This window comes from Cellulosimicrobium sp. GQ32 (genome assembly GCF_059758455.1).
In genome coordinates this window covers 243,345-258,947 of the sequence record NZ_JCAXEP010000004.1, presented here as the reverse complement: position 1 = coordinate 258,947, position 15,603 = coordinate 243,345, and the positions used below count along the sequence as shown (strand labels likewise).

The window sequence follows — 15,603 nt, the reverse complement described above, 5'->3', positions numbered from 1 at the left end:
ATTGCGGGGATGGTGGCTTTGGCCACGGCGGTCACCGGGCTCTCGGGGCCGGCGGTGGCGGCAGGAGGGGGTGCACCGGTCGCCTCCGAGCAGGCTCCCCCGCCGACCACCGACGTCGCGCCGGCCGACGAGGGAGGTGCGGCGCGGCTCGAGGAGACGCCGCTGACCCCCGACGCCGAGATCACCGATCAGGTGGACGAGATCCTCGCGGACGACCCCGCCGGGGACGCGACGCTGACGGAGGAGGAGCAGACCTCGCCCGAGGCACTGCCGTTCGTCGTGCCCCATGACGAGGAGGAGGCGACGACCACGACCCCCGAGCCGTCGGGGACGGTCCTCACCGCACAGGGGTCTGCCTCCGGGATCACCGTCGTCGGGGTCACGTGGGAGCACGGGACGGCGACCGACGCCCTCGCGGTGGAGGTCCGGACCCGCACCGGCGACCGATGGAGCGAGTGGCAGCACGTCTCCCCGGAGCCCACCGAGCGCACGTCCGAGGACGACGGCGTCGTCGGGCGCGACGGCACGGAGCCGTTCCTCGCGGGCGTGGTGGACGCGGTCGAGGTGGCGGTCCGCGACGACGGGGCCGGGCCCCGCGACGTCCGGCTCGCCGTCGTCGACGAGGCGGACGACGGGGCGGCCGTCGAGGAGGACGGCGGGACCGACGGGGCGGCCGTCGAGGAGGACGGCGGGACCGACGGGGCGGCCGGCACGCGGGGTCACGACGACTTCGTGGACCTGTCCGCCGCGGACGTGGAGTCCGTGGCCTGGACGCCGTCGGACGTGCAGGGAGCGGCCGCGCTCGACCAGGCGGCCGTCGGCACCATCGCGTCGTCACCCGCCGCGCGGCCGACGATCTACTCGCGCGTCGCCTGGGGGGCCGACGAGTCGATCGCCACGTGGACACCGGCGACGGGCAGGATCACGGCGGCGACGGTCCACCACACCGTCGGCACGAACTCGTACACCGCCGGCCAGGTGCCGTCGCTGATCCGAGGGATCTACACGTACCACGCGCAGTCCCGCGGATGGGGGGACATCGGGTACAACTTCCTCGTCGACAAGTACGGTCGCGTCTGGGAGGGTCGCAAGGGCGGGGTCGACCGCGCGATCGTCGCCGCGCACGCGTCCGGCTACAACTCGGTCGCGTTCGGCGTGTCCGTGATGGGCAACTACGACGTCGCTGCCGTCCCCGGTGCGGTCGTCTCCGCCGTGGCTCAGGTGATCGCGTGGAAGTTCGACCTGCACGGCGTGACGACGGCCGCCACGACCTCCGTGGGTGGGGTGACGCGGCCGACGGTGTTCGGGCACCGGGACGTCGGGCAGACGGCTTGCCCGGGCCGGTACCTCTACGACCGGCTGCCCGAGATCCGGTCGCGCGTCGCCGCGCTCCGGGGCGAGGCGTCCGGGCGGATATATCGTCGAGACCTCGGCGGCGACTCGTACGCCGATCTCCTCGTCCGAGGGTCCAGCAGGGTCGTCCTGCAGACGACGACGGGGTCAGGGTTCGCCACCCCTGCCACGATCGGGTCGGGCTGGCCCGCGGCCCGCACCATCTCGCCCGGGGACTGGGACGGTGACGGTCGCGCCGACATGATGCTCGTGGACGATGCCGGCAAGCTGTGGCTCTACCCGCGTTCCGCTAGCGGGTGGAAGCCTCGTTCGTTGATCGGCAGCGGTTGGAACGGGCTCGAGGTCGTCGGCGGGCACGACTGGGACGGCGACGGCAGGCCAGACCTCCTCGGTCGCGCGCGGTCGTCCGGCGCGCTGTACCTCTATCCCTCGAACGGGTCGGGCGGGTTCAAGGCGCGGCGGACGATCGGCTCCGGGTGGGACGGCTTCTCGCGGATCGCGGTCATCGGCGACCTCGCGAACGGCAACCCGGCGGTCGTCGCCCAGACCCCCGGAGGCTCCCTGTACACGTACCGCAGCGACGGCGCGGGGAACTTCCTCCGCGGACGGACCCACGTGGGCACCGGGTGGCACGTCATGACGGCGCTCGTCGGTGCGGGTGACGTCAACGACGACGGACGTGCGGACCTCGTCGCGCGTGACAGGTCGGGGAACCTCTGGCTCTACCCGGGTGACGGCAACGGCACCTTCCGCGGCCGGTCCCTCGTCGGGAGCGGCTGGAACGGGTTCGGGTCCGTGCACGCGCTGTACCGGCAGGGGAACGGGCAGACGTTCGTCGCCGTCACCACGGCCGGGAGCATGCGTTCCTACGACTTCCGCGGCGTGGCGCGCTTCGACCGTCCGGTCACGACGAGCGTGCCCGTCACGGGCTCCGTGGTCGAGGTCGTGAGCCCGGGGGACTGGGACGGCGACGGCAGGGCGGACGTGATCCTCCGGCACGCAGACGGTCGGCTCATGCTGCACCGGGGGACGGGCGGAGGCGCGTTCGCGTCGACGGGTCGACTCGTGGGGTCGGGATGGCAGGGGTTCGACCAGGTGGTCCCCGGGGGCAACTGGGTCGGGGACGGCCGGCCGTCGCTGATCGCGCTGAACCGTTCCACGGGTCAGATCTGGCTCTACCCGGGGGACGGCAAGGGCGGGTTCCACGCCAAGGCCCTGCTGGCCTCCGGCGTGTCCGGCGTCGACCGGATCGCGACCGGTGGGCTGTGGTCCAGCGGTCGTGCCCCTGACCTGCTCACCCGGGAGGCCTCGACCGGCCGGCTCCAGCTCCGGCGCGGCAACGGCGCGGCGCTCCTGTCCGCGCCGACGACGGTGGGGAACGGCTGGCAGTCGCTCGCCGGGTTCGTCGGCACGGGTGACGTCGACGGGGACGGTCGCCCGGACGTGGTCGGGATCATGCCCGACGGGCGCCTCTTCCTCTACGCCGGGAGCGGTACCGGTGGCTTCCTCGAGGTCCGGCCGTACGGGACCCTCGCCGCGGGGAGCGTCGTGTCGTAGCGGGCTCGCTTTGGGGTCCATGGTCCCGCACGTCGGGCCGTCTGCTCGGGGTAGCCTTCCGGGGGTGCCCGACGCGGTCGGGGCAGGACCGTCGAGAGGCGAGGATGAGTACACGCATTGCACCGAGCGCCGATGTCGCCGCTGACGCGGTGATCGGCGACGGGAGCCAGGTCTGGCACCTGGCGCAGGTCAGGGAGGGCGCGACCCTGGGCGAGTCGTGCGTCGTGGGGCGCGGCGCCTACCTCGGCACCGGCGTCGAGCTCGGACGGAACTGCAAGATCCAGAACTACGCGCTGGTGTACGAGCCCGCACGTCTCGGCGACGGCGTCTTCGTCGGGCCTGCGGCCGTGCTGACGAACGACACCTACCCTCGCGCGGTCAACCCCGACGGTTCCCTCAAGAGCGCCGACGACTGGCACGCGGTCGGCGTGACGATCGAGGACGGGGCCTCGATCGGCGCTCGTGCCGTGTGCGTGGCGCCGGTACGGATCGGTGCGTGGGCGACCGTCGCGGCGGGCGCCGTGGTGACGAAGGACGTGCCGGCGCACGCGATCGTCGTCGGGGTCCCCGCGCGCCAGGTCGGCTGGGTCGGCCGGGCCGGCCGCCCGCTGGAGCGTGCGGAGAGCGGATGGGTCTGCCCCGCGACGGGCGCGCGATACACAGAGATTGACGGAGCACTCACGGAGGTCGACGACGCATGAGCCAGCCACTGATCCCTGCCGCGAAGCCGATCATCGGCGACGAGGAGAGGGCCGCCGTCGACCGCGTCATGCGGAGCGGCATCATCGCCCAGGGCCCGGAGGTCGCGGCGTTCGAGGCCGAGTTCGCCGCGACGCTCGTCGGCGGACGGACGTGCGTGGCGGTGAGCTCGGGGACGGCCGGTCTCCACCTGGGCCTGCTGGCGGCGGGGATCGGGGAGGGCGACGAGGTCATCGTGCCGTCGTTCACCTTCGCCGCGACGGCCAACTCCGTGGCGCTCACCGGGGCCACCCCGGTCTTCGCCGACATCGACCCGACGACGTTCTGCCTGGACCCCGCGTCGGTGCGTGCGTCCATCACGGAGCGGACGCGGGCGATCATGCCCGTGCACCTGTACGGGCACCCCGCCGACATGGACTCCTTCACCGCGATCGCGGCCGAGCACGACCTCCTCCTGTTCGAGGACGCCGCGCAGGCGCACGGGGCGACGCTCTCGGGGCGCCCGGTCGGGAGCTTCGGCACGTTCGCGATGTTCAGCCTGTACCCGACCAAGAACATGACCTCGGGTGAAGGCGGCATGGTCTCCTGCGCCGACGAGACGATCGCGCGCGCCGTCCGTCTGCTCCGCAACCAGGGCATGGAGCGCCAGTACGCGAACGAGGTCATCGGCTTCAACTCGCGCATGACCGACGTGCACGCGGCGATCGGGCGCGTCCAGCTGACCAAGGTCCTGGGCTGGACCGAGCGGCGACGCAGCAACGCCGAGTTCCTCACGACCCATCTCGAGGGCGTCACGACCCCGAGCGTGGCCGACGGTGCCACGCACGTGTACCACCAGTACACGATCCGCGTCCCCGAGGACCGGGACAGGGTCGTCCAGGCGCTCCGCGAGGAGCACGGCGTCGGCTCGGGCGTGTACTACCCCATCCCGAACCACCGGCTCCAGAGCCTGGAGCGGTTCGCTCCCGGACTCGACCTCCCGGAGACCGAGCGCGCGGCCGCGCAGGTGATCTCGCTCCCGGTGCACCCCTCGCTCGAGCAGGGCGACCTCGAGCGCATCGTCGAGGGCGTCGGCGCCGTCGTCAAGGCAGGTGCGTGATGGCCGCGCTGCGGGCCGGCCTGATCGGGCTGGGCGCGATGGGCCGCCACCATGCGCGCGTCCTGCGGGAGATCGACGGCGTCGAGCTGGTCGCGGTCGCCGACCCGGGGGGAGATCCCTTCGGCGTGGCCGGGTCGCTCGACGTCCTGCCCGACGTCGACGCCTTGGTCGGCGCAGGGATCGACATGGCCGTGGTGGCCGTCCCCACGGTGTTCCACGAGGAGGTGGGGCTGACGCTTGCCCGCCGCGGCGTCCACACCCTGGTCGAGAAGCCCGTCGCGGCCGACAGCGACGCCGGCCGTCGGCTCGCCGACGCGTTCGGGTCGGCCGGGCTGGTGGGCTGCGTGGGCCACATCGAGCGATTCAACCCGGCGCTCCAGGAGCTGCGACGCCGCGTCGCGCTCGGGGAGCTCGGGGACGTCTACCAGATCGTGACCAGGCGACAGGGACCGTTCCCGGCGCGGATCGCGGACGTCGGGGTCGTCAAGGACCTCGCGAGCCACGACATCGACCTCACGGCATGGGTCGCGCAGAGCCCGTACGCGACGGTCGCCGCGCAGACGACGCACCGCAGCGGGCGCACGCACGAGGACATGGTCATCGCCACGGGCAGCCTCGAGAACGGGATCATCGTCAACCACGTGGTCAACTGGCTCTCGCCGATGAAGGAGCGCGTCACGATCGTGACGGGTGAGCGCGGGGCGCTCGTGGCCGACACGGCCACCGCCGATCTCACGTTCTTCGCGAACGGCGTGGTCCCCACCGAGTGGGAGGCCGTCTCGGCCTTCCGGGGCGTCTCGGAAGGAGATGTCGTGCGCTACGCGTTCGCGAAGCGCGAGCCGCTGCGCGTGGAGCACGAGGCGTTCCGGGACGCCGTCCTCGGCGTGCGCGACGACGTCGTCTCCATGGCCGAGGGGCTGCGCACGCTCGAGGTCGCCGAGGCGATGCTCTCCTCGAGCAGGACCGGCGGGTCGGTCGTCAGCCTGGGAGCGTCCGCCTGATGGGTCGGAGGACCCGCAGGAGCGATCGCAGCGCGGTGACCCTCGTCTCGCGGATCTTCGCGCCGGAGGCCGCTGCCGCGTCGTTCCGGCTGTCGGCGCTCGTCGCCGGGCTCCGCGGGGAGGGGGCCGACGTCCAGGTGCTGACGGTGCGTCCTCCCCGGGGCCTGGCGAAGGACGACGTCCCTGGCGTCGACGTCCGCCGGGCACCGGTGCTGCGGGACGCGACCGGCAACGTCCGCGGCTACGCGTCCTACCTGTCGTTCGACGTCCCGGTGCTCTTCCGTGCTCTCTTCGCCCGGCGGCCCGACGTGTTCGTCGTCGAGCCGCCACCCACGACGGGGTTCGTCGTCATGCTCGTCGGGCTGCTGAAGAGGGTGCCCGTGGTGTACTACGCGGCGGACGTGTGGTCGGACGCGTCGGCCTCGACCGGGGCGCCGGCGGTCGTCTCCTCGGTGCTGCGCGCCGTCGAGTCCTGGGTCTACCGTCGCGCGGCGACCGTGATCGCGATCTCGGACGGGGTGGCCGAGCGCGTCGCCGAGCTCGGCGGTCGCCGCGTCGAGGTGGTCCAGAACGGCATCGACACCACGGTCTTCACCCCGTTGGAGGCCGGTGAGGCCCGCAGCGACGACGCCGGGTACCTCGTCTACGCAGGCACGGCGTCCGAGTGGCAGGGAGCGGTCGTCTTCGCGGAGGCGATGCCCGCGGTCCGCGCGAAGGTCCCCGACGCACGCCTCGTGTACATCGGTCAGGGCACGGAGTGGGATCGCATCACGGCGCTCGCTTCCGCCCCCGGCAGCGGTATCGAGGTCCGCGGCCCGGTGCCGCCCGCGGAGGCTGCGGAGCTCCAGCGGCGGGCGGCCGCGGCGCTCGTGAGCCTGCGTCCGGGTCTCGGCTACGACTTCGCGTTCCCCACGAAGATCTACGCCTCCCTGGCGAGCGGCACGCCCGTCGTGTTCGCGGGACCCGGCCCGGCGCGCGAGCGCATCCTCGAGTCGGACCTCGGCGCGGCGGTCGACTACGACCGGCAGCAGGTCGCGGACGCGATGGTGGCGGCGTTGACGGAGCCGCCGACGACCGAGCGGCGGCATGCGCTCGCGCGATGGACGGACGAGAACGCGTCCTCCCGTCGCAGCGGGCGGCGGGCCGCCGAGATCGTGCTCCGCCTCGTGCGTCGCTGACGGCTGTGCGGGCCGGGCGAGTCCTCCTCGACCGGGGCGACCGCCCCGGGGCTGCTCCTCGCCCCGCGCAGCGGGTAGCTCGCCGGCAGGGCGAGCGTGCCGCCCTCGTGGCGTCTGACGCGCCTCAGCGGGAGAGCAGCGTCGCGACGACCGCCCGACGGTCGGGCAGGCCGCTGAGGACGCACCAGAGGATCGCGTAACCGCCGAAGGCGGCCAGAGCCACCCCCGTCCGCGTGTCCGTGACGGCGAGCGCTGCACACGCCACGAGGCCGACGGCGAGCACGACGAACCGGAGGTTGACGAGGCGCCACCTGAGGCCGAGCTCGCTGCTCGTCCGGGCCGTGAGCGCGACGAGGGGCGACGCCGTCGCGGCGAGGACGCCGAGAGCGACGCCGACGTTGCCCAGCCAGGGGGCGAGGACCGCCCAGAGGATCGCGCCCATCACCGCGCCCGCCGCCGCGACGACGGCCGCGTACCGGACCCCGCGCTGGCCCGACACGACGAGTGCGTTGGAGACCGGCATCTGGGCCGTCAGCGCGAGCATCGCGAGGCCGAGCACGGCGAGGGGGACCGCGGCCGGCCGGAACTCTGCGTCGTAGAGGAGCCCGAGGATCGGCACCGCCCCGATGGTGACGACCCCGAACGCGAGCATGCTGATGCTGGCGACCCCGCGGAAGGCGGAGTCGACGAGGTCCGGGAAGGCGCGGGGGTCGGCCGACGCCCGCGCCGCGGCCATGCGTGGCACGACGATCATCGCGATCGCGGTCGAGATCATCGACAGGGGCGTCGCGATGGAGAAGGCCGCGGCATAGAGGCCGGAGTCGAGGTCGGACCCCGCCCACTGCGCCACGATCATCGAGGCCTGGAGCATTCCTCCGGTGGCGATCGACGCGACCGAGCCGAACGCCACGAAATGGCGGATCTCGTGGCGGAGCGCGAGGGGGACGACGCGCTCACGCGGCCGCCGCGGCCAGTTCACGACGGCTGCGAGCGCGTATCCCACCGCGAGAGGGGCCAGCACGAAGGTGTCGGCACCGACCGCGAGGACGGACAGGAGCGTCACGATCGCCACGACACCGGCGAGGACGTCCGAGCCGGCGGCCCGTCGTGCTCTGAACCGGGCGAACTGGACGGCGCGAGCGAAGACGTAGGCGGAGTAGGAGACCGTCAGCACGCCCGCCGAGGCCGCGAAGAGCAGACCGCGGTCGGACAGCAGCTCGACCCCCAGCGCGACGGCGACGCCGAGGAGCGTCCCGGTCACCAGCAGCCAGCGCGCCAGGAGCCAGGCGACGGCGTCGGGGTCCGCCCGCAGTCGCGCCTCGGACGCCTCGACGTCCGCTGACGCGGCCGTCCGGTACGTGGCGTCGGCGACGAACCGGGTGGCCGCGTTCGCGATCGCCTGCGGGAGCAGGATCGAGGCGAACAGGGCCGAGGAGACCGCGGCGGAGACCGGGCCGAGGAAGGCTGGGCCGCGCAGGTTCCCGATGAGCAGGTTGTAGACGAACCGGGCACCACCGTTGACGACGATGCCCGTCGTGGAGAGCACGACGTCGAAACGACCCGAGCCTCCCGGAGCGTTCCGAGCAGGGCCCTCAGCGGGCACGGAGCGCCTCGAGGACGTGCGCCGCCGCCCGGCCGTCGCCGTAGGGCGTCGCGTCCGTCGCGGGCGGTGCCGGCCGCGTCACCGCGGCGGCGACCTTCGCAGGCTCCGTCGCCAGGACGTTCCAGCCCAGGTCGACTGTCTCGGTCCACTCGGTCTCGGTCCGCAGGGTGGTGCACGGGACCCGGAGGAGGAACGCCTCCTTCTGAAGGCCGCCCGAGTCCGTCGCGACGCCGGCGGATGCGCGGACCGCGGCGACGAGCTCGGGGTAGGCGAGGGGTTGGACCGGCCGCAGAGCGCCCCCGTCGAGGGAGAGGCCGTGCTCCGCCACCTTGGCCGCGAGGCGCGGGTGGGTGAGCAGCACCGTCGGTCGGTCCAGTCCGCGGAGCGCGTCGAGGATCCCGGCGAGCCGCTCCGGGTCGTCCGTGTTCTCGGCGCGGTGGACGGTCGAGACGTAGTACTCGCCGGGCGCGAGACCGAGCGCGTGGAGCGCGGCCGGCTGGTGCTCGCCGACCGTCTCGGCCACGTGGAAGAGCACGTCGGTCATGACGTCGCCGACGAGCTCCGTGCGGTCTTCGAGACCCTCGGTCCGCAGGTGTGCGACAGCGGTCTCGCTGGGCGCGAGGCACAGGTCGGCGGCGTGGTCGGTGAGCACGCGGTTGTGCTCCTCCGGCATGGCTCGGTTGAACGACCTCAGGCCCGCCTCGAGGTGGGCGAGCGGGATGCCGAGCTTCACGGCGGAGAGCGCGCCGGCGAGCGTCGAGTTCGTGTCGCCGTAGACGAGGACCCAGTCCGGGCGGTGCTCCTCGAGCACGTCGTCCATGGCGGCGAGGATCGTCCCCGTCTGCTTCCCGTGGCTCGCCGAGCCGACGCCGAGGTGCACGTCCGGGTCGGGGATGCCGAGGTCGCGGAAGAAGACGTCGGAGAGCATGGGGTCGTAGTGCTGTCCCGTGTGCACGACGACGTGCTCGACGTCGGCTGCCGCGGCGAAGGTCGCCGAGATGGGCGCGAGCTTGACGAACTGCGGACGGGCGCCGACGACGCTCAGGATCTTCACGGGCGACGAGTCTACGGGGTCGGGGGCGGGCCCGAGGGGACCGGGTGCGCAGGTAGGCTGCACCCATGCGTGTCCTGGTCGTCACCGCGTGGTTCCCCAGCTCACGCAATCCCGCTCTCGGGTCGTTCGTCGAGAAGGACGCCGCGGCGTTGAGCGCCCGGCACGACGTCGAGATCGTCCACCTCGTCGCACCGGCGCTCGCCGAACCCACCGCTCCGGCCCGGCCGGGACCGCTCGTCCACCCTGTGCCGATGAGCCCGTCCCGGCCCGACGACTGGGTCCGTGCGGCCCGCCGCGTCGGGTCGATCGCGCAGGGTTTCGACCTCGTGCACTCGATGGCGTTCCCCTCGCTCCTCCCGCTGCTCGTCTCCCGGCCCCGGGTGCCGTGGGTGCACACGGAGCACTGGTCGGGCGTGATCCGCCCGGAGACCCTCCCCGCGTCGTGGCGGGTCGGCATGCCGGTGCTGCGTCAGGCGCTCCGGCGGCCCGACGCCGTGACGGCCGTCACCGACCAGCTCGCGGACGCGATCCGGCGCACACGCAGGCGCGGTGCGACGGCGACGGTGCCCACGGTCGTCGACCCCCCGGCCTCGGTCGCCCCGCTCCCGGACGGAGACGCGCTGCGCCTGGTCGCGGTCGGCGGTCTCGTGGACGGCAAGGACCCCCTGCTCGCCGTGGAGACGCTCGCCGAGCTCCGGCGCCGGGGCACGGACACGAGCCTGACATGGGTCGGCGGCGGGCCGCTGCGCGAGGCGGTCGAGCTCCGGGCGCGTGAGCTCGGCGTCGCTGAGCACCTCCGGCTCACCGGTGCGGTCCCACCGACGGCGGTCTTCGACGAGATCGACCGGCACCACGTGTTCCTCCTGCCGACGCGGCACGAGAACTTCTGCACGTCCGCGGCAGAGGCGCTCGTGCGCGGGCGACCGGCGGTGGTCGGGTCCAACGGTGGCCACGCCAGCTACTTCACCCCCGAGATCGGTGTGCTGGTCGACGAGCGAACTTCGCTATCGTTCGCTGACGGGGTCGAGTCCGCTCGGTCGCTCCTGGCACGTCGTGGTCCGGAGGAGATCGCCGGGGAGGTCGCGGGCAGGTTCTCGTCCGCTGCGGTCCTCGAAGGATTCGAACGTTCCTACGCGGCGGCGATCGCACGACACCGCTGAACGAGGGGACCGGTGCGAGCGCACCGGGACCGAACAGCTCTCGAAGGAGTAACACGAGCATGCGTATCGCTGTGGTGGCCCTCGGCAAGATCGGCCTTCCGCTCGCCGTCCAGTTCGCCGACGCCGGCCACGACGTGGTGGGGGTCGACGTGAACCCCGCGGTCGTGGAGAAGGTCAACGCCGGCGTGGAGCCGTTCCCCGGCGAGGCGCACCTGGCGGAGAAGCTGGCCGAGCTCGTGCCGGCCGGCCGGCTGCGGGCGACGACCGACTACGCCGACGCCGTCCCGGGCGCGGACGCGGTCGTGCTGGTCGTGCCGCTGTTCGTGGACGAGGAGACGGCGCAGCCGGACTTCGCCTGGATGGACGCCGCGACGCGCTCGCTCGGCGAGCACCTCACCCCGGGGGCGCTCGTGTCGTACGAGACGACCCTCCCGGTGGGCGCGACGCGCAACCGGTGGAAGCCGATGCTCGAGGAGGTCTCCGGTCTGCGGGAGGGCGAGGACTTCCACCTGGTCTTCTCGCCCGAGCGCGTGCTGACGGGGAGGGTCTTCGCCGACCTGCGCCGCTACCCGAAGCTCGTCGGTGGTCTCTCGGAGAAGGGCGCTCGACGCGCGCGCGCGTTCTACGAGGCCGTGCTGACGTTCGACGAGCGGGACGACCTGCCACGGCCGAACGGTGTGTGGGACCTCGGGTCCGCGGAGGCTGCGGAGCTCGCCAAGCTGGCCGAGACCACGTACCGGGACGTCAACATCGGCCTCGCGAACGAGTTCGCCGTCTTCGCGGAGCAGCACGGGATCGACGTGTACTCCGTGATCGACGCGTGCAACTCCCAGCCCTACAGCCACATCCACCGGCCGGGCATCGCCGTCGGCGGTCACTGCATCCCCGTGTACCCGCGGCTGTACCTCTCGGTCGACCCGGCCGCGGACATCGTCCGCACCGCGCGCGCGGTCAACGCGAGCATGCCGGAGCGCGTCGTCTCCCGCGCCGTCGAGCTCCTCGGCTCGCTGGACGGCCTCCACGCCGTCGTGCTCGGCGCGGCCTACCGAGGTGGCGTGAAGGAGACGGCGTTCTCCGGTGTCTTCGCGACCGTCGCGGCGCTCGAGTCACGTGGTGCGCGGGTGAGCGTCCATGACCCCCTCTACACCGACGACGAGCTGAGCGCGCTCGGGTTCACGGCGTTCCACGTCGGCGAGACCGCGGACGTCGTCGTCGTCCAGACGGACCACGCCGAGTACCGCACGCTCACGCCGGCCGGCGTACCGGGCGTCCGGCTCCTGCTCGACGGGCGCAACGTCACCGACGCCGCGACGTGGACGGGCGTGCCTCGCCTGGTGCTCGGGCAGGGCGGCTGACCGGCCGGACGGAAGTACGCGTTCGCCTAGGCATCGCGGCCCCGGACGGCGCACACTCGAAGGATGAGAACGTTCGTCCGGAGGGCGCTCGCCCTCGTGACCGTCCTGTGCTGCGTCGGTGTCCTCGCCGGGCAGAGCGCGACCGCGGCGAGCGTGCCCGCGACCTTCACGCTGAGCGGCTCGGGGTTCGGGCACGGCGTCGGCATGCCGCAGTACGGGGCGTACGCACAGGCGCTCGCCGCGCGCCCGCCGTCCACGATCCTCAAGAGCTACTACACCGGCGTCTCGATCCAGTGGCGCACGACGCCGACGACCCTCGCCGTGCAGGTCTTCGGCCCCGAGCCGTACGGTTACGCACCCGGCCGGTACTCCGACGAGCGGACGTCGACCCGACTGACCGTCTCCGGCGGCTCGTGGCGGCTGCGGAGCAGCGGCGGGGCGACCCTCGCCTCCGGGTCGGGGACGACGTCGCTCGCCGTCTCCAGCTCGTCGGCGGGACTCGCGGTCACGGTGGGCGGCCGGACCTACTCGGGCAAGCTCCTGCGCCTCCACTGGTCAGGGACGCGCTACTACGCCGCGAGCGGGCCGGCCGCGCTGGTGCGCATCGACGGGGCGGCCGGGGTGTACCGACACGGCCGGATGACCATGCAGGCGATCGGCGGGAAGGTCAACGTCGTCAACGACGTGCTCCTCAACACCGAGTACCTGTACGGCGTCGCCGAGATGCCGTCGTCCTGGGGGAGCAAGACCACGGGTGCGCTGTCCGTGCAGGCGATCGCGGCGCGGTCCTACGCCATGACCAAGCCCTGGAACAACCGGTGCGGCTGCAACGTCGTCGACGACGTGCGGGACCAGGTCTTCACGGGATGGTCGAAGGAGAACGAGGGGACGTCCGGGTCCTGGGGGAAGCTCTGGAAGAAGGGCGTCGACGCGACGAACCGGTCCAGCTCCGAGGCGATCGTCATGACCTACGGCGGAAAGCCGGTGGCGGCGCACTACTTCTCGTCGTCCGGGGGGCGGACCGAGAACAGCGAGGCGGTCTGGACGTCTGCGATCCCGTACGAGCGTGGCGTCGCCGACCCGTGGACGGCGCAGGCACCGGGCAACTCCTACGCCTCGTGGACCCGGACGATCACCCAGGCCAAGGCGGCCGCGTTGTTCGGGCTCCCGGACGTGGCGACCATCGCCGTGACCGCCCGTCACGGCGGGGGCACGATGCGCACCGTGACGGCCACCTCGTCCAACGGCACGGTGAAGTCCCTGACCGGGTCGTCGGACTCCTTGCGCTCGAAGATCGGCGCCGCGACGTCGACCGGGAGCCTCCCGTCCGCGTGGGTGCGCGGGATCTCCGCGTCGTGAGCCCGCGCGGTGCCGCCGCGGTATCGGCCCCGTGAACGCCGGGTGAACGCTCGGCGCCTGCGCGGCAGGACCGCGTCGGTCTGGCCGGTGTCGTTGCTAGGATCACCCCGTTTGGTCTGAGAACGGGAGGGGCGCGCCGTCGTGGCGGAATGGATGAGCACCGCAACGATGGCGCTGCTGGCAGTGGTCGTGCTGTGGGGCCCCGGCCTCGCCGTGGGGTACGCGGGCGGCCTGCGAGGCGTCACCGCCTGGGGGACCGCGCCGCTCCTCTCGCTCGCCGTGGTCGGCGCGACGTCGATCGCGACCGGCTTCGGGCCGAGCTGGTCGTGGGCCACCCTCGCCGCAGGGACCGCGGTCGTCACCGTCGCCGCGGCGGCCGCGTGGTTCGCCGCCGCCCGGTGGCGCAGCCCGGCCGTGCGCTCGGTCCCTCGTGTCCGGCGCCAGGTCCTCCTCACCGTCGCAGGCACCCTGCTGATCGCAGCAGCCTTTCAGGCCCGACGGCTCATGGTCGCGATCGGCGGGCCGGAGCGCGTCGCTCAGACGTACGACACCCCGTACCACCTCAACTCGGTGCGCAAGCTGCTGGAGACGGGCGACGCCTCACCGCTCCACATGACGATCGCGGACCCCTCTGCGACGTCGGGCTTCTACCCGGCGTCGTGGCACGCGGTCACGGCGCTCGTCGCGCAGTCGGGGGACGTCGCGGCCGCGGCGAACTGGGTGTCCGTGGTGGTCACCGCGCTCGTGTGGCCGGCGTCGATGCTCGTCCTGGGACGCATGCTCTTCGGCCCGCGGCCGGTGTTCCTGGCGCTCACGATCGTCCTGAGCCTCTCGATGACCCAGTTCCCCGTCAAGCTCACGGCCTTCGGCGTCCTCTACCCGAACCTGCTCTCGTACGCGGTCCTCCCGGCGCTGCTCGCCCTCGTCCTGCTGACGCTCTGGCGCGCGCGGGGGCGACGACGTCTGGCGCCCCTGTTCCTGACCGGGGCCGGGACCTTCGCGGTGCTCCTGGCTCAGCCGAACGGCCTCTTCACCCTCGGCTATGTCCTCGTGCCGGTCCTGATCCACTACGTGGCGCACGTGACGGCCCGGCTCCGTCGCGCAGGCCGGAGCCCGGCAGTGACCGTGCTGCCCGCGGTGGTGCTCGTCGTCGGGTGCCTCGCCGCGTACTGGTTGGCCGGGCGTTCGGAGCTCGTCCGGGCGTTCCGCACGAGTGTCTCCTGGCCCGAGCGGCTCTCGGGGCGTCAGGCGTTCGAGGACGCGCTCAGCCTCGCGGCCATGCACCCGACGCAGACGCCGAACGTCCTCGTGGCAGGCCTCGTCGTCATCGGTCTGGTCGCGTCCTTCTTCGTCGTTCGGTGGCGCTGGCTGCCCTTCGCGTACGGTGTGCTCGTCGCACTCTTCGTGGTCTCGGCGAGTGCTCCTGAGTACTGGCGCGCGCTGCTCACCGGGTACTGGTACGGGGACGTCCAGCGGCTGGCCGCGCAGCTCCCGTTGCTTGCGGTCCCCCTCGCCGTGATCGGCGCCTGGGTGGTCGTCCGCGGGGTCAGCGAGCTCGCGGCGCTCCACGGCCCGGACCGGCAGTGGTGGCGTCGGTGGACCTCCGTGCCGGCTTTGGCGGCCGTGCTCGCGCTCGTCGTCGTGGTCGTGCTCCCGCGGACGATGACGTTCCGGGAGGCGTACGAGTACGTCACCTACCAGTACCGCGTCGACTCGGAGCGCTTGTCCGAGGGGCTCGTCGAGGAGTACGAGTACGCGATGATGGACGAGGTCGCGCGCATCGTGCCCGAGGGCGTGGTCGTGGCGGGGAACCCGTGGAACGGCAGCACGATGACCTGGGCCCTGGCGGACCGGGAGCCGCTGTTCCCGCACACCAAGACGGTCGCCGACCCGGACCGGGTCCTGATCGCGACCCGGTTGGGGGACGCAGGCGAGGACCCCGCGGTGTGCGAGGCTCTCGATCGTCAGGACGTCGGGTTCGTCCTGACGTCGCCCAGCATGCTGTGGGGACGGCATCCCGAGGGGTTCGAGGGGCTCGAGCCCGCGCAGGTCGCCCGGGTGGGCGAGGTGGTCGCGCGGGTCGGGTCCGTGCGGCTGTGGGAGATCACGGCCTGCGACTGATCGGCGCAGTACCGACCGAGACTAGGCTGGGCGCTGCCCGGTCGCTACACACGGCGCGGAGCGC

11 protein-coding genes are annotated in these 15,603 nt (G+C 72.9%); 9 read left to right on the top strand and 2 right to left on the bottom strand.

The features are described from left to right. The first annotated feature begins 9 nt into the window (after positions 1–9). The 5 genes from AC6CH9_RS09225 to AC6CH9_RS09205 all read left to right on the top strand — a co-directional run bounded on the left by AC6CH9_RS09225 (position 10) and on the right by AC6CH9_RS09205 (position 6,887). On the top strand, positions 10–2,910 hold the full coding sequence (locus tag AC6CH9_RS09225; RefSeq protein ID WP_498154610.1) for an FG-GAP-like repeat-containing protein: 2,901 nt from the start codon (positions 10–12) through the stop codon (positions 2,908–2,910). Between the two features lie 104 nt (positions 2,911–3,014). After that, positions 3,015–3,611: an acyltransferase gene (locus AC6CH9_RS09220; protein ID WP_498154609.1), complete on the top strand. Its 597-nt coding sequence runs from the start codon at positions 3,015–3,017 to the stop codon at positions 3,609–3,611. After that, positions 3,608–4,708, top strand: coding sequence for a DegT/DnrJ/EryC1/StrS family aminotransferase (locus AC6CH9_RS09215; protein WP_498154608.1), 1,101 nt, complete (start codon positions 3,608–3,610; stop codon positions 4,706–4,708). Before AC6CH9_RS09220 ends, AC6CH9_RS09215 begins: the two co-directional genes overlap by 4 nt. Then, a complete protein-coding gene (locus tag AC6CH9_RS09210; protein ID WP_498154607.1) occupies positions 4,708–5,709 on the top strand; it encodes a Gfo/Idh/MocA family oxidoreductase in 1,002 nt (333 codons plus the stop codon). Before AC6CH9_RS09215 ends, AC6CH9_RS09210 begins: the two co-directional genes overlap by 1 nt. A gap of 35 nt (positions 5,710–5,744) precedes the next feature. Continuing rightward, on the top strand, positions 5,745–6,887 hold the full coding sequence (locus AC6CH9_RS09205; protein WP_498154606.1) for a glycosyltransferase family 4 protein: 1,143 nt from the start codon (positions 5,745–5,747) through the stop codon (positions 6,885–6,887). Positions 6,888–7,011: 124 nt separating this feature from the next. On the opposite strand, the gene AC6CH9_RS09200 is transcribed toward AC6CH9_RS09205, so the two are convergent. Continuing rightward, positions 7,012–8,433, bottom strand: a complete 1,422-nt coding sequence (locus AC6CH9_RS09200; RefSeq protein ID WP_498154605.1) for a lipopolysaccharide biosynthesis protein — start codon at positions 8,431–8,433, stop codon at positions 7,012–7,014. A 46-nt stretch (positions 8,434–8,479) separates the two neighbouring features. Further along, positions 8,480–9,544, bottom strand: coding sequence for a non-hydrolyzing UDP-N-acetylglucosamine 2-epimerase (wecB, locus tag AC6CH9_RS09195; RefSeq protein ID WP_498154604.1), 1,065 nt, complete (start codon positions 9,542–9,544; stop codon positions 8,480–8,482). Between the two features lie 65 nt (positions 9,545–9,609). Between wecB and AC6CH9_RS09190 the strand changes: the two genes are divergently transcribed. The 4 genes from AC6CH9_RS09190 (at position 9,610) to AC6CH9_RS09175 (ending at position 15,539) form a co-directional block, all read left to right on the top strand. After that, on the top strand, positions 9,610–10,704 hold the full coding sequence (locus tag AC6CH9_RS09190) for a glycosyltransferase family 4 protein (protein WP_498154603.1): 1,095 nt from the start codon (positions 9,610–9,612) through the stop codon (positions 10,702–10,704). Between the two features lie 59 nt (positions 10,705–10,763). Then, on the top strand, positions 10,764–12,059 hold the full coding sequence (locus tag AC6CH9_RS09185; protein WP_498154602.1) for a nucleotide sugar dehydrogenase: 1,296 nt from the start codon (positions 10,764–10,766) through the stop codon (positions 12,057–12,059). A 63-nt stretch (positions 12,060–12,122) separates the two neighbouring features. Beyond that, on the top strand, positions 12,123–13,418 hold the full coding sequence (locus AC6CH9_RS09180; RefSeq protein ID WP_498154601.1) for a SpoIID/LytB domain-containing protein: 1,296 nt from the start codon (positions 12,123–12,125) through the stop codon (positions 13,416–13,418). A gap of 153 nt (positions 13,419–13,571) precedes the next feature. Beyond that, the gene (locus AC6CH9_RS09175) at positions 13,572–15,539 is read left to right on the top strand and encodes a DUF6541 family protein (RefSeq protein WP_498154600.1); all 1,968 of its coding nucleotides are present in this window, start codon (positions 13,572–13,574) and stop codon (positions 15,537–15,539) included. The last annotated feature ends 64 nt before the right edge of the window (positions 15,540–15,603 follow it).

What these genes read in the sequence shown, in the direction of transcription:
- AC6CH9_RS09180 (WP_498154601.1), top strand. Translation starts at nt 12,123, where the DNA reads ATGAGAACGTTCGTCCGGAGGGCGCTCGCCCTCGTGACCGTCCTGTGC.
- AC6CH9_RS09185 (WP_498154602.1), top strand. Translation starts at nt 10,764, where the DNA reads ATGCGTATCGCTGTGGTGGCCCTCGGCAAGATCGGCCTTCCGCTCGCC.
- AC6CH9_RS09190 (WP_498154603.1), top strand. Translation starts at nt 9,610, where the DNA reads ATGCGTGTCCTGGTCGTCACCGCGTGGTTCCCCAGCTCACGCAATCCC.
- AC6CH9_RS09220 (WP_498154609.1), top strand. Translation starts at nt 3,015, where the DNA reads ATGAGTACACGCATTGCACCGAGCGCCGATGTCGCCGCTGACGCGGTG.
- AC6CH9_RS09210 (WP_498154607.1), top strand. Translation starts at nt 4,708, where the DNA reads ATGGCCGCGCTGCGGGCCGGCCTGATCGGGCTGGGCGCGATGGGCCGC.
- AC6CH9_RS09215 (WP_498154608.1), top strand. Translation starts at nt 3,608, where the DNA reads ATGAGCCAGCCACTGATCCCTGCCGCGAAGCCGATCATCGGCGACGAG.
- AC6CH9_RS09175 (WP_498154600.1), top strand. Translation starts at nt 13,572, where the DNA reads ATGAGCACCGCAACGATGGCGCTGCTGGCAGTGGTCGTGCTGTGGGGC.
- AC6CH9_RS09225 (WP_498154610.1), top strand. Translation starts at nt 10, where the DNA reads ATGGTGGCTTTGGCCACGGCGGTCACCGGGCTCTCGGGGCCGGCGGTG.